Origin of the sequence: Avibacterium endocarditidis, assembly GCF_965138825.1 — a bacterium.
GTDB classification, from domain to species: Bacteria; Pseudomonadota; Gammaproteobacteria; order Enterobacterales; family Pasteurellaceae; genus Avibacterium; species Avibacterium endocarditidis.
Map to the genome: position 1 here is coordinate 54,700 of NZ_CBCSDH010000005.1, position 13,074 is coordinate 67,773.

Sequence of the window (13,074 nt, forward strand, 5' to 3'; positions counted from 1 at the left end):
TTGCTTTCGTTACCTTGTTATGATTTTTATATGCTTGAAAGCCAAGTTGTCAGAAAAAATCTAGCTTGCTATTATCCTAGTTTCTGGCTGGGATAACAATAGAAAATTTTAGGTAGATGTTGAATTTACAATGATTATGGCGTAGGCTTACATTGTATTTTATCTATTCAATAGAGGAAAAGAAAATGTTAAAAGAAGCAGGTTATGATGAGTTTTTGGCAGAGCGCATTGCCGAGGGCGAGGCTGCTTTGGCGCGCGGTGAATATATGAGCCTTGAAGAATGGAAAAAACATACTGATGAATTGCTAAAACGCAAAGCGTTAGAATTAGAAATGTTAGAACGCGAGGAGCTTTTGGAGTATGCCAGTTAAGCCTATGCGGATTTCTCCTTCTGCAATGTCAAATATGCAGGAGATTTTTGATAGTGTAGCTGATTACACGGGATCAGTAAAAAGTGTAAAAAAATTACAAACAGAATTTTTCCGTACCTTTGAGCAGCTTTCACGCATTCCCAAAAGCGGAAAACAAATTGGAAATGGGCGAAGACAAGTTTTTTGCCGCCATTACCGTATTGTCTATCGTGAATATGACGATCGTGTTGAGATTATTACGGTTATTCATTCTCGCCGAAAATATCCCCTTTTATCTTCTTAAATTTTTTTCTAAAAACGCCGAAAAACTTTCCACTTGAAATTCAAATCCCGCTTCAATGAGGCGCGCTGGTTTAATGCGTTGGCTGTCTAATAATAATTGTGAGCGATCACCTAAAACCCAACGTAATACAAAAGCTGGTACACTGGCGAAATGGGGGCGCTTGAGGAAATCGCCTAACTGTTGGTTAAAATCTTGATTGGTGATGGGCTCTGGGGCTGCAAGATTGAACGTCCCTTCGCATTGTGGGTTTTCCAATAAAAATAAAATCCCTGCGATCATATCTTGCAAGCTAATCCAAGCCCAATATTGTTTACCACTGCCGAGTTTTCCCCCTAATCCTAAACGATATAACGGCAAGATTTTACTTAATGCACCGCCATTTGGACTTAGTACCATTGCGGTGCGCAATAAGCAAACGCGGGTATTGGCTTGCATTGCCGCAGCTTCCCACTGTTGGCAAAGTTGTGCGGGAAATGCTGTGCCAGCGGGAGTGCTTTCATCAATCCAATGATCTTGGTGATCACCATAGAAACCCGTGGCTGATCCTGAGATAAAGGTGTGCGGTGGGTTCTCACTTTGATTAATAAGTGCGGTCAAATTTTGCGTTAAATTTACTCGGCTAGCAAAAAGTTTGGCTTTTTGTTTAGTTGTCCAGCGATGCGCGAAAATCGGTTCGCCAGCTAAATTAATCACCGCATCAAAGGCATTGAGATTTTTCAATGGGGCAAGATTGTCAATTTGTTGTATTTCGGTTGGAAAACGCTCAGGCTGAATGTTGCGCGTTAAAAGGCAAATGCGATATTGTTTGGCGAGAAGTTGTGGGATTAAGGCTGAACCAATCAGCCCTGTGCCTCCAGTGAGTAGAATATTCATTATAGGCTAGTTTCAAATAATTCTTGCACACGTTGCATTAAGTCTAAAATTGCGGTGCCTGAGGTTGGAGTGATAAAAATGGTGTCGTCCCCTGCGATCGTGCCAAGAATACCGTCTGCTTTGCCTACAGAATCTAATAAGCGCGCGATAAGTTGTGCTGCGCCAGGGCTAGTTTTTACTACGATTAAAAAATCGTTGTGATCGATGTCTAACACTAAATTTTTTAATGGGCTACTAGAGGTAGGCACACTTAATTCCGCTGGTAAACAATAGACCATTTCCATTCGGCTATTGCGAGTGCGAACTGCGCCAAATTTAGTTAGCATTCGGGAAACTTTAGATTGATTAATATTGCTAAAACCGAGCTGTTGCAAGGCGTTTACAATTTCCCCTTGCGAGCCAAAACGCTCTTGTTCTAACAAGGTTTTAAACGCAGAGATTAAATTATCGTTTTTGTCTGTACTCATAATGTTTGGTTATGTTGCGAATATCTGCAAGGATTTTGCATAAAAATTCAATTTTTAGCAAGTTTTAAAAGCCATAATAGAAAGGAAATGCAACAATTTTAAAATAAATTTTTTAAAAATTTGAATTAGATCTCACTATTGAATTTCTCTGTTTGAATTTGCTATGGGATAAGTCTAAAATCCAATTAACTTGATTTATAACCAAAAAGAGGAGTATTAAATGAAAGTTGCAGTTTTAGGTGCCGCAGGCGGAATTGGTCAAGCATTAGCATTATTGTTAAAGTTACAGCTGCCCGCTGGTTCAGAATTATCTCTTTATGATATTGCCCCAGTTACCCCAGGTGTTGCGGTGGACGTTAGCCATATTCCAACCGCGGTTAAAGTGCGGGGATTTTCTGGTGAAGATCCAACACCTGCGTTACAAGGCGCGGATGTGGTGTTAATTTCAGCAGGTGTAGCGCGTAAACCAGGTATGGATCGTTCTGATTTATTTAATATTAATGCGGGTATTGTGCGTAATCTTGTTGAAAAAGTGGCGCAAGTTTGTCCGAAAGCCTGTATTGGTATCATCACCAATCCTGTCAATACCACTGTTGCCATTGCCGCAGAAGTGCTGAAAAAAGCCGGTGTGTATGACAAACGCAAACTATTTGGTGTAACAACATTAGATGTGATCCGTTCAGAAACCTTTGTTGCTGAATTAAAAGATCTTGATGTTTCACGCACCGCTGTGCCAGTGATTGGTGGGCATTCAGGCGTAACTATTTTACCTTTACTCTCTCAAGTGCAATATGCACAATGGAAAGAGGAAGAAATCGCACCGCTTACCAAACGTATCCAAAACGCAGGTACGGAAGTGGTGGAAGCCAAAGCCGGCGGTGGTTCAGCAACCCTTTCTATGGCACAAGCCGCAGCACGTTTTGCCCGCTCTTTAGTGAAAGGCTTGAGTGGTCAAACTGTGGTGGAATGTAGCTATGTAGAAGGTGATGGCAAATACGCACGTTTCTTCGCGCAGCCTGTTCGTTTAGGTAAAGATGGGGTAGAGGAAATCCTGCCAATTGGCGAATTAAGCGCTTTCGAGCAAAAAGCCTTAGAAGATATGTTACCAACCTTGCGTGCAGATATTGAACTTGGCGAAAAATTTGTGAATGGCTGATTTTAGTTAGCGATTAAAAAAGAAAGGGCATCTTGGGATGCCTTTTTTAATGGCGTGGAATAACGATTAAGAATAGTGATTAAGGCTTAACACTTTGCCCCAAATGAATTTCATAACCCAAATTGATAATGTGGCTTTTCATTGGGATACCTTGTAAGCGATTGAGCAATTCTTGTGCTGCAATTTTGCCAATTTCTAATCTTGGCGTGATCACGGTGGCAAGTTGTGGTGTCATTGATTGCCCCACATCGTGACCGTGGAAACCTGCAATGCCTATATCTTGCGGAATCTTGATCCCCAAACGCTGACATTCAAACAACGCACCAATAGCTAAGTCATCATTGGTGCAAAAAATGCCGTTGGTTTCGGGGTATTCGCTCAGGGCTTGGCGTAGTAAATTTGCTCCTAGAGTGAAAGAAGAAGGTTCAGAGGTAATCAGGCTATGTGGTGTTAAGCCGTGTTTTTTCATTGCATTTTCATAGCCTTGCATTTTCAGCTTGGTACGCTTGTCCATTCGCGCGGTGAAATAAAGGATATTTTTATGCCCGTAATGAATCATTGTTTCCACCATAGATTGCGCCGCCGCCACATTATCAAAGCCCACCACTTGCTGAATACCCATTTCACTGCTGTCCATAATTTCAATCACAGGAATATTGGCGATTTCAAGCATTTTTAAGGTGCGTGGGCTATGGTGATTTTCCGATAAAATTAAGCCATCCACATTATAAGAAAGCAGGCTTTCAATGCGTTGTTCTTCTTTTGCTACGCTATATCCATAGTGCGCCACCATCGTTTGATAGCCTGCTTTATCGGTAATTAATTCAATACCTTTCAACACTTCCGCGAACACTTGATTAGTGAGAGAGGGCAATAACACACCAATGGCTAAACTTTTGGCGTTAGATAAAATATCAGGCGCTCGATTAGGAATATAGCCAAATTGTTCAATTGCGGCAGCGATTTTGTGCTGCGTTTCTGGCGCAACGGAATCAGGATTGCGTAAATAACGGCTAATGGTCATTTTGGTTAAGCCAAGATGATCGGCGATCATTTGTAGTGTGGGGCGTTTTCGTCTATTCATTTTCGTCTGTTTATCGGCAGAAAAAGGAAAAATAATAATCCGTTATTCTAGTAAAAATTTCACAAAAAATCACCGCACTTAGGGGGAGTTAATCATTCATTTTACATTTGAGCTAGGGCTATCTTTCGTAATAACTAGACTGAGAATGGCTCATTTAGCATAACTAAATTTCACTACATTCACTTTATTCTCATAAAAAATAGGCTCTAGCTCAAATGTAAAATGAATGATCAACAACCCCTAAAATCAGCGTATAATGAAAACATTCACTCATCAGTTGATGGTAAAGCGAGGAAGCTATGTTGAAAGAAACTAAATCAAAACAAACCAATCTCACCGATGTACAAAATGCCCTAGATCAAACCGTGGCAGAAACCATTCGTCTAACGCAATATAGCCACGGCGCTGGGTGCGGTTGTAAAATTTCGCCGAAAGTGTTGGAAACGATTTTGCATTCCGAAATGGAAAAGTTTGTTGATCCCAATTTATTGGTGGGCAATGAAACCAAAGATGACGCGGCGGTTTATGATATTGGCAATGGGGTTGGCATCATCAGCACCACAGATTTCTTTATGCCGATCGTAGATGATCCCTTTGATTTTGGGCGTATTGCCGCCACCAATGCCATTAGTGATATTTTCGCAATGGGCGGTAAACCCATTATGGCCATTGCGATTTTAGGTTTCCCAATCAAATTACTTCCACCTAGTGTGGCGCAACGTATTGTGGACGGCGGGCGTTTTGCGTGCCAACAAGCAGGCATCGCCTTAGCGGGGGGCCATTCCATTGATGCCCCTGAGCCGATTTTTGGCTTAGCCGTAACAGGCGTGATTTCTACCGACAAAGTGAAAAAGAATGCTTCCGCGCAAGCTGGCTGCAAACTTTATCTTACCAAACCGCTTGGCATTGGCGTGTTAACTACGGCGGAGAAAAAAGGCAAACTCAAGCCTGAACACAAAGGCCTTGCCACCGCAACAATGTGCCAAATGAACAAAATTGGCGAAAAATTTGCGGAGCTAGACGGCATCACCGCAATGACGGATGTAACTGGCTTTGGCTTGCTTGGGCATTTAAGTGAGATTTGCGAGGGTTCTCAGCTCAAGGCAAAAGTGTATTTTGATAAAATCAAAACCTTAGACGGCGTGATCCGCTATATTGAAAAAGGTTGCGTACCTGGTGGCACAGGACGAAATTTTGAAAGCTACGGACACAAAATTTCTGCTATGAATGATCTACAAAAAGCTGTGTTGTGCGATCCACAAACCTCAGGCGGTTTGCTTATTGCGGTAAAACCTGAAGCGGTGGAGCAAGTAACAGCGCTAGCACAGCAAGAAGGTGTGGAATTATTTGAGATCGGGGAACTCAGGGATCAAGATCAAGCATTTTTGATTGAAGTGGAGTAGTGTTCAAAAGAAAAATCCCTCAAATAATTGAGGGATTTTTTTATGCTTATTTTACTTGATCGATCAAAAACTGCGTGAGTAAATTCACAGGGCGTCCGGTTGCGCCTTTGTTGGCACCTTGTAGCCAGGCGGTGCCGGCAATGTCTAAGTGTGCCCAAGTGTAGTTTTTGGTAAAGTTGGATAAAAACTCGCCTGCGGTGATTGCGCCGCCCCAGCGGCCGCCGATGTTGGCCAGATCGGCAAATGGAGATTTAAGCTGTTCTTGGTATTCTTCGCTTAATGGTAAACGCCAAGCTTTATCCGCGCTTTGTTGTGCGGCATTGAGTAGCTGTTCTGCAAGGCGATCATTTGGCGACATTAAACCACTGTTGTGTTGTCCGAGTGCCACTACGCAAGCCCCTGTTAGGGTGGCAACATCGATCACTAGCTCAGGTTCAAAGCGTTCTACATAAGTGAGCGTATCGCACAGCACTAAACGCCCTTCCGCATCGGTATTCAGCACTTCTACGGTTAAGCCGCTCATTGTGGTTAAAATATCTCCTGGGCGATAGGCATTGCCGTCTGGCAAGTTTTCACAACCCGCTAGCACGCCAATCACATTTAGCGGCAGTTGTAATTCTGCCAAGGCATTCATTACACCATAAACCGAAGCCGCGCCGCCCATATCGTATTTCATTTCGTCCATACTATCCGCTGGTTTTAAGGAAATACCACCTGCGTCAAAGGTTAAGCCTTTGCCCACTAACACGATAGGTTTTGCTTGCGGATTTGGGTGATTGCGATATTCAATAATAGAAAGTTGCGCTTCGTTTTGGCTGCCTTGTGAAACCGCAAGGTAGGCATTCATTCCAAGCTCAGCCATTTCTTTTTCACCAAGCACGCTCACTTTAAAGTGCGGTGATTTTTCAGCGAGTTTTTTCGCTTGTTCGGCTAAATACGCAGGATTACACACATTTGGCGGGCAATTTGCTACATCTTTCGCACAACGTACACCAAGTGCAATGGCTTGACCTTGTTGAACCGCTTTTTCTGCTTGTTCTTGTTGTGCTGAATCAACGACAAACACCATTTCTTGCAAAGCGGTATTCTGCTTTGATTTTTTGCTTTTAAATTGATCGAATTGATAAAAACTTTCTGCGATGCTTTCAACGGCAAATCTCACATTCCAATAAAGATCACGTTCGTTGATTTGCACTTCCGTTAAAAAGTTATACACCTGCGCCGCATTGGTGGCTTTTACTGCTTGGATAACGCTTTTGATTAATTGCTTATATTGACGAACATTGAGTTCCCCTTGTTTGCCGCAGCCCACCACGAAGACGCGTTCTAAATTCGCATTAGGTAAACGCAAGGTAACCACTTCGCCTTGCTTGCCTTTCACATCGCCTGCGCTGATAAGTTTGCTAATTGCCCCTTGGCTTAATTGATCAAGCGCCTGTGCGGCGGGGGAAAGTTTTCCTTCTTCAAATACGCTAACGATCACATTCCCTGTTAGCGCAGAAAGTGCGGTGTTTTTTACAGTATATTTCATTTGTTCCTCACTAATTTTACTGCTATATGTTAAAAAATACGGTATTATATGCCATTCCATTTGAAATGACTTTCATAAAAATTGCAAGTAAATAATATAGGCAATGCTGTGATTTTAACCAGATATATAACTAAAGAAGTATTAAAAAGCCAAACGGCGATCCTCTTCATTTTGCTCCTCATCTTTTTTTGCCAACAACTTGTACGAGTGTTAGGTTCCGCAGCAAATGGTAAAGTACCCGCCGATCTTGTATTTTCCTTACTTGGATTAGGAATGCCAACAATGGCGCAATTGATGCTGCCATTATGCTTGTTTATTGCCATTCTGCTTACATTTGGACGACTTTATGCTGAAAGTGAAATCACCGTAATGCGTGCTTGTGGTGTGGGGCAACGCTTGCTGGTTAAGGTCGCCTTATTGTTATCCTTCGCTACCGCAGGCTTAGCGGGTTATAATGCTTTAGTGCTTTCCCCTTGGGCATTACAAAAACAAAGCCAAATTGTTAAAGATGCCAAAGCTAATCCTACAATGGGCGCGCTAGCTGCTGGTCAATTTATTTCTGCAAACAGCAGTGATTTAGTGCTGTTTATTGATAAAGTGCAAAATAATACCATTCAAGGCGTCTATGTTTTCCAAATGCAAAATAAAAAAAATGAGAAACCTTCTGTGATTGTGGCGGATTCAGGTGAACTCACCGCTTTGCCAAATGGTGATCAGGTTTTAAATCTTACCCATAGCCAACGCATTGAAGGTAGCGCAATGTTGCCCGATTTTCGGATTACGGATTTTGAGCAATATCAAGCCTATTTAGGTTATAAAGCCACAGAAAATGATAGCGATGATGCGGAAACCCTGCCGTTAAACCAACTGCTAACTAGCACCACGCCAGCGGGAAAAACGGAACTTCATTGGCGCATTACCTTAATTCTCGCCGTGCCGATTATGGCATTAATCGCTGTGCCATTGAGCCGAGTAAATCCGCGTCAAGGAAGATTTGCCAAAATTTTACCAGCACTTTTGCTCTACTTAATTTATTTTTTATTACAAAGTTCGTTCAAATCTGCTGGTGCTGCAGGCAAATTAGATGCGAGCATCTTAATGCCTGCCGTCAATGTTGCCTTTTTAGTATTAGGTATTGTGTTAAACAGCTGGAACAGTGCGTTTATGTATAAAATTCGTTACCACCTTCTCAAAAAACGTGCCTAAGGAATAACAAGAATGATGAATACACTAGACCGTTACATCGGAAAATCCATTTTAGGTGCGATTTTTGCCACTCTGCTCACCTTGGTGGGGCTTTCTGCCATCATTAAATTTGTGGAACAATTTCGCAATGTGGGGCGAGGCACTTATGATGTGTTGCAAGCAGGGCTTTTCACCGTTTTAACCATTCCTAAAGATGTTGAAACTTTCTTCCCTATGGCGGCTTTATTAGGTGCGCTGATCGCCCTTGGTAACTTAGCGAGCCGTAGTGAATTAGTGGTAATGCAAGCGTCTGGATTTTCACGTTTAAAAATTGGTTTTGCAGTAATGAAAACCGCCATTCCTTTAGTGCTAATTACAATGGCAATTGGCGAATGGGGCATTCCGCAAACGGAACAATTTGCCCGTGATATGCGTGCTAAAGCCATTTCAGGCGGTGAAATGCTTTCCGTTAAAAATGGCGTGTGGGCAAAAGACGGCAATGATTTTATTTATGTCAGACGCATCACCGATAACGTCAAACTCAATGATATTTATATTTATCATTTCAATGATAAACGTCAGTTAGAGCAAGTCAGCCACGCCAATCAAGCAGAATTTAAAGACGGTAACTGGCAATTAATGCAAGTGAATAAATCACACATTTCAGCGGACAAAATCACCACAGCCAATTATCTCAACGAAGCGTGGCAAACCACCTTAACGCCCGATAAATTAGGCATTGTGTCTTTACGTCCGACTTCACTTTCTATTTCAGGGCTAGCGGATTACATTGCCTTTATGAAAGAAACAGGGCAAGACTCCAAGCGTTTTGAACTCACTTACTGGCGGAAAATCTTTCAACCGATTTCCGTAGGCGTAATGATGTTACTGGCGCTCTCTTTCATCTTTGGCCCATTGCGTAGCGTAACAATGGGCGCAAGAATGATCACAGGAATTTGCTTTGGATTTTTATTTTATGTGGTCAATGAGATTTTCGGCCCACTCAGTTTAGTTTATAATGTGCCACCTATCGCAGGCGCATTAATGCCAAGCGGGTTATTTATTCTTATCACTTGGTGGTTATTAGCGCATAAACGCTAGATCCCAAGTGCGGTATAAAAAAGCCATTTTTTATAAATGGCTTTTCTTTTGATTATTTATGATAGGAAATTTTATGACTGAAAACAATTCATTAACCTTGGTAACTCACACGATTTCTCAATGGAAAGACTGGCTAATTGGCTTTATTCCCAATATCCTCTCTGCCATTATTTTGCTTACCCTGTTCTATTTTTTAGCAAAAATCTTAAGTAAGGCAGCATTACGCATTTATCGTCGCCTTTTCCCTGCAAATCCGCGAGCGGCAAAAGGAATAGAAATTGGCGTAAAAATTCTCATTTGGTTCTTTGGAATCATTCTTGCCTTAGAAGTGTTACATCTCGCCTCTTTTCTCACTCATCTTCTCGCTGGTGCGGGGATTGTAGGCATCATCGCTGGGTTTGCTTTTAAAGATATTGCTTCTAATGCCTTTTCTGGCTTATTGATTAAATCAGAACAGCCGTTTGAAATTGGTGATTGGGTCAATATTAATAATTCTATTGGTAAAGTAGTGAATATCGGCTTGGTAACAGTAGAATTAATGACCATTGAAGGCGAAACCGCCCTGATCCCAAATCAGATGATTTATAGCGATGAGTTTTTTAACTATTCCAAACTGAAAAAACGTCGCGTTATTTTATCAACAGGCGTGTCTTATGGTGATGATTTAGACAAAGTTCGCCAAGTTACCTTAGATTTAATGCAAGAATGGGATTTCGTGATCGATAAAAATGACATCAACTTCTACTTCACCGATATTGGTAGTTCAACTTTCGATTTCATCATTCGTTTTTGGGTGGATTTCGTTACCTATGAAGACTATTTAGAATCCAAAAGCCAAGCCATTATGGCGCTGAAAAAACGCTTTGAACAAGAAAATATCAGCATTGCTTACAACGTAACTACGCTTGATTTCGGCGTAAAAGGCGGCGTGAATTTGTTCGATAAAGCCATTCAAATCAATGACAATGAATTAGCGACAAAAGCACAATAAGATAAAATAAAGCATTGGCCTATCTGTAATGATAGGCTTTTTTATGCCGAGTAAAGGTATTTTTCTTTATTTTCACTTACAAAGTGCGGTGAAAAATCATAAAAATTTTTACCGCACTTTAAAATTGACTAAAATAACTTCACTCATCATCAAATTCATAAATTTTACTTGCAAGCAAAAATCAACTCCGTATAATTCACCACATCGACAACACATTAGGTTGTTTTCTCAAACGCCTTAGCCAGTGTGACGAAATTGGTAGACGTAGCGGATTCAAAATCCGCCGCCCTTAAAAGCGTGCCGGTTCGAGTCCGGCCACTGGCACCATTCTATATCTCCTTATTTGATCACAATAGAGCAAATTTTCCATTAATTTTCAATGCGAGAATTTGTTATGAAAAGTTTAATATCAAAAAACTCCTCACTCGTTGTTTCTGTTATCTCCACTAAAGGTGGTGTAACTAAATCCACCAATGTTGCAAACATTGGTGCGTTTTGTGCTGATCATGGTATAAAAACCTTAATGATTGATACGGACACGCAACCAACCTTATCTTCTTATTATCATGTTTCCAATCAATCGCCCTTTGGGCTCTATGAGTTATTTAATCGCCCAGATTTACCTATCGCCAAAATTATTACGCAGACCGAATTTGATAATTTAGATGTGATTCAGTCAAATGATCCACTAGACCGTCTTACTACAGAGTTAAATACTTTACCGGGTGGGATTTTAAAATTCCGCGAATTAATTAAAAAAATTGAAGGGTATGATTTAATTATTATTGATACGCGTGGGACACGAGGTATTACGGTAGATATGACCGTATTGGCAAGTGATCTTGTGATTTCTCCAATTAAACCTGAGCTGGTGTCTGCACGTGAGTTTGTGAGAGGAACTATCAATCTCTATGAATCATTAAGTATTTTTACGGGGTATGGTATTTCACTTCCCCCTTTAAAAGCCGTCATTAATTGTCTTGATAGGACACGTGATGCCAAAGACATTGTTGCTAATCTTTACGACATTTTTTCTAATCTTGCTGAAAAAAATTCACAAATTGAACTCATCAATTTTGAAATTCCTCATCGAATAGCTTATCGAGAAGCAGCAAGTCGAGCGTTACCTGTCCATAGACATAATAAAATAGAGGCAGAAAACATTCGTCAATTATGTTCACTCTTATTCCCTTGTTGGAAAGCGCATTTCCAAACTGAAACAAAACGAGGTGAATAACAATGAGCAGTAAACCATTTCCCGCCTATTCTTTTGAGGCAGAACAATCAGTACTTGGCGGATTAATCTTATCTAATGATAAATGGGATGATGTCAGCCTCTTATTAACTGAGCATAATTTTTATCATCATGAACATCGACAAATTTATAGCGCAATCAGGGAGCTTATCGAAAGAAAACAATCCGTCGATCTGCTTACTTTAGAACGCACATTAAAAGAGAAAGGCATACTGGAAGAATGCGGAGGATTAGCTTATTTAGCAGAGATATGTAAAGAAACCCCGAGTGCATCTAATATCCTTGCTTATGCTGATATTGTGAGAAATGATAGTCAAGCTCGTAAATTATTTGCATTAGGTAATTTGTTAAGAGCAGAAACTATCAAAATCAATTCTAGGGACAAATTAGAATCCTTGATTGAACAAACAGAAAAATCCTTAACGGAGATTGTATTTAATCAAGCTGATATAGATACCACCGTAGATTTGAATCAAGTGATGTTAAATATCTTAGATCAGATAGACGCAAATTTTGAAAATAAATCTGGTATTACTGGTGTGCCTTTTGGGATTGATAGGCTTGATAACAATACATCGGGTGCGCAAGATGGGGATTTAATTATTCTAGCCGCTCGCCCCTCTATGGGGAAAACTGCCCTTTCATTAAAATTTGCTGAAACCGCATTAGAACATCTTAAAGAAAAGGATACTACCGTGCAGTATTTTAGCCTTGAAATGCCCGCTGAACAGTTGATGCAAAGACTGATATCCATGCGAACACGAGTATCAATGCAAAAATATCGCCAAGCGATTCATCTTTCAGATGAAGATCTCGCCCGTTTCAATGAGGCGTTTATCTATATAAGAGAGAATTGGAGAGGGCATTTTTTAATTGATGATAGCAGTTATCTCACGCCACAATTATTGCGTAGCCGAGTGCGTCGTAATGCACGTAAATATGGCAAACCTGGCTTGATCATTGTGGATTATCTTCAATTAATGTCTGACCCAGAATTTAAAAATGGAAATAACCGCACTCAGGAAATTTCTTCTATTTCCCGCGCGTTAAAAGCCTTAGCAAAAGAAATGGCTTGTCCAGTTATCGCCCTGTCACAGCTTAATCGTAATTTAGAACAACGTGCGGATAAACGTCCGTTACAAGCTGATCTTCGAGAATCAGGCAGTATTGAACAAGATGCGGATGTAATTTTGTTTGTTTATCGCGATGAAGTCTATCACAACAATACAGAGTATCCAGGGATAGCTGAAATTATTATTGGCAAACAACGTAATGGTCCAATAGGTACGGTAATGGCTAAGTTTAGAGGCGAATTTTCCTTGTTTGAAAATTTATCTGCTGATGAATATCAGCGACTTGTCAGTTAAGCGAGAG

Annotated in this window: 13 protein-coding genes and 1 tRNA gene; 10 read left to right on the forward strand and 4 right to left on the reverse strand. The window is 40.8% G+C overall.

The genetic code is table 11. The features are described from left to right. Nucleotides 1–185: 185 nt before the first annotated feature. Both ACNAV8_RS04005 and ACNAV8_RS04010 read left to right on the forward strand, forming a co-directional pair. Complete coding sequence (locus tag ACNAV8_RS04005) at nt 186–371, forward strand: hypothetical protein (protein ID WP_103852530.1); 186 nt, start codon at nt 186–188, stop codon at nt 369–371. Continuing rightward, nucleotides 361–654 (forward strand): type II toxin-antitoxin system RelE/ParE family toxin, encoded by a 294-nt coding sequence (locus ACNAV8_RS04010; protein WP_194750614.1) that lies wholly within the window; start codon nt 361–363, stop codon nt 652–654. The genes ACNAV8_RS04005 and ACNAV8_RS04010 overlap by 11 nt, the downstream gene beginning before the upstream one ends. On the opposite strand, the gene ACNAV8_RS04015 is transcribed toward ACNAV8_RS04010, so the two are convergent. Beyond that, a complete protein-coding gene (locus ACNAV8_RS04015; protein ID WP_103854814.1) occupies nt 643–1,527 on the reverse strand; it encodes a TIGR01777 family oxidoreductase in 885 nt (294 codons plus the stop codon). The two genes, ACNAV8_RS04010 and ACNAV8_RS04015, sit on opposite strands and share 12 nt — an antisense overlap. Continuing rightward, nucleotides 1,527–1,994, reverse strand: a complete 468-nt coding sequence (argR, locus tag ACNAV8_RS04020) for a transcriptional regulator ArgR (RefSeq protein ID WP_103854815.1) — start codon at nt 1,992–1,994, stop codon at nt 1,527–1,529. Before argR ends, ACNAV8_RS04015 begins: the two co-directional genes overlap by 1 nt. A gap of 220 nt (nt 1,995–2,214) precedes the next feature. On the opposite strand from argR, the gene mdh reads away from it, so the two are divergent. Beyond that, nucleotides 2,215–3,150, forward strand: coding sequence for a malate dehydrogenase (mdh, locus tag ACNAV8_RS04025; protein ID WP_103852527.1), 936 nt, complete (start codon nt 2,215–2,217; stop codon nt 3,148–3,150). Nucleotides 3,151–3,229: 79 nt separating this feature from the next. Here the strand turns inward: mdh and gntR are convergent, their stop codons facing one another. Continuing rightward, nucleotides 3,230–4,234: a gluconate operon transcriptional repressor GntR gene (gene gntR / locus ACNAV8_RS04030; RefSeq protein WP_103854816.1), complete on the reverse strand. Its 1,005-nt coding sequence runs from the start codon at nt 4,232–4,234 to the stop codon at nt 3,230–3,232. Nucleotides 4,235–4,599: 365 nt separating this feature from the next. On the opposite strand from gntR, the gene selD reads away from it, so the two are divergent. Then, nucleotides 4,600–5,637 carry a selenide, water dikinase SelD gene (gene selD, locus ACNAV8_RS04035; RefSeq protein ID WP_103854820.1) on the forward strand — a complete coding sequence of 346 codons (1,038 nt, stop codon included), beginning with the start codon at nt 4,600–4,602 and terminating at the stop codon, nt 5,635–5,637. Nucleotides 5,638–5,683: 46 nt separating this feature from the next. Here the strand turns inward: selD and ACNAV8_RS04040 are convergent, their stop codons facing one another. Beyond that, nucleotides 5,684–7,168: a leucyl aminopeptidase gene (locus ACNAV8_RS04040; RefSeq protein WP_415777257.1), complete on the reverse strand. Its 1,485-nt coding sequence runs from the start codon at nt 7,166–7,168 to the stop codon at nt 5,684–5,686. 108 nt (nt 7,169–7,276) lie between these two features. Here ACNAV8_RS04040 and lptF point away from each other — a divergent pair, with 108 nt between their 5' ends. From lptF to dnaB, 6 genes are all read left to right on the forward strand, one after another. After that, entirely contained in the window at nt 7,277–8,374 is a 1,098-nt protein-coding gene (lptF, locus tag ACNAV8_RS04045; RefSeq protein ID WP_103854817.1) for an LPS export ABC transporter permease LptF, read from the forward strand. A 12-nt stretch (nt 8,375–8,386) separates the two neighbouring features. Continuing rightward, nucleotides 8,387–9,454: an LPS export ABC transporter permease LptG gene (gene lptG, locus ACNAV8_RS04050; protein WP_103854818.1), complete on the forward strand. Its 1,068-nt coding sequence runs from the start codon at nt 8,387–8,389 to the stop codon at nt 9,452–9,454. A gap of 73 nt (nt 9,455–9,527) precedes the next feature. Further along, the gene (locus ACNAV8_RS04055) at nt 9,528–10,445 is read left to right on the forward strand and encodes a mechanosensitive ion channel family protein (RefSeq protein WP_415777258.1); all 918 of its coding nucleotides are present in this window, start codon (nt 9,528–9,530) and stop codon (nt 10,443–10,445) included. 240 nt (nt 10,446–10,685) lie between these two features. Then, nucleotides 10,686–10,772, forward strand: a tRNA-Leu gene (locus ACNAV8_RS04060). A gap of 67 nt (nt 10,773–10,839) precedes the next feature. Then, nucleotides 10,840–11,682 (forward strand): ParA family protein, encoded by an 843-nt coding sequence (locus tag ACNAV8_RS04065; protein WP_103854675.1) that lies wholly within the window; start codon nt 10,840–10,842, stop codon nt 11,680–11,682. 2 nt (nt 11,683–11,684) lie between these two features. Next, entirely contained in the window at nt 11,685–13,067 is a 1,383-nt protein-coding gene (gene dnaB / locus ACNAV8_RS04070) for a replicative DNA helicase (RefSeq protein WP_415777259.1), read from the forward strand. Nucleotides 13,068–13,074: the final 7 nt, after the last annotated feature.

Coding starts and splice junctions, on each gene's coding strand:
- ACNAV8_RS04005 (WP_103852530.1), top strand. CDS start 186: ATGTTAAAAGAAGCAGGTTATGATGAGTTTTTGGCAGAGCGCATTGCC.
- lptG (WP_103854818.1), top strand. CDS start 8,387: ATGATGAATACACTAGACCGTTACATCGGAAAATCCATTTTAGGTGCG.
- ACNAV8_RS04065 (WP_103854675.1), top strand. CDS start 10,840: ATGAAAAGTTTAATATCAAAAAACTCCTCACTCGTTGTTTCTGTTATC.
- mdh (WP_103852527.1), top strand. CDS start 2,215: ATGAAAGTTGCAGTTTTAGGTGCCGCAGGCGGAATTGGTCAAGCATTA.
- argR (WP_103854815.1), bottom strand. CDS start 1,994: ATGAGTACAGACAAAAACGATAATTTAATCTCTGCGTTTAAAACCTTG.
- ACNAV8_RS04055 (WP_415777258.1), top strand. CDS start 9,528: ATGACTGAAAACAATTCATTAACCTTGGTAACTCACACGATTTCTCAA.
- ACNAV8_RS04040 (WP_415777257.1), bottom strand. CDS start 7,168: ATGAAATATACTGTAAAAAACACCGCACTTTCTGCGCTAACAGGGAAT.
- gntR (WP_103854816.1), bottom strand. CDS start 4,234: ATGAATAGACGAAAACGCCCCACACTACAAATGATCGCCGATCATCTT.
- ACNAV8_RS04010 (WP_194750614.1), top strand. CDS start 361: ATGCCAGTTAAGCCTATGCGGATTTCTCCTTCTGCAATGTCAAATATG.
- dnaB (WP_415777259.1), top strand. CDS start 11,685: ATGAGCAGTAAACCATTTCCCGCCTATTCTTTTGAGGCAGAACAATCA.
- ACNAV8_RS04015 (WP_103854814.1), bottom strand. CDS start 1,527: ATGAATATTCTACTCACTGGAGGCACAGGGCTGATTGGTTCAGCCTTA.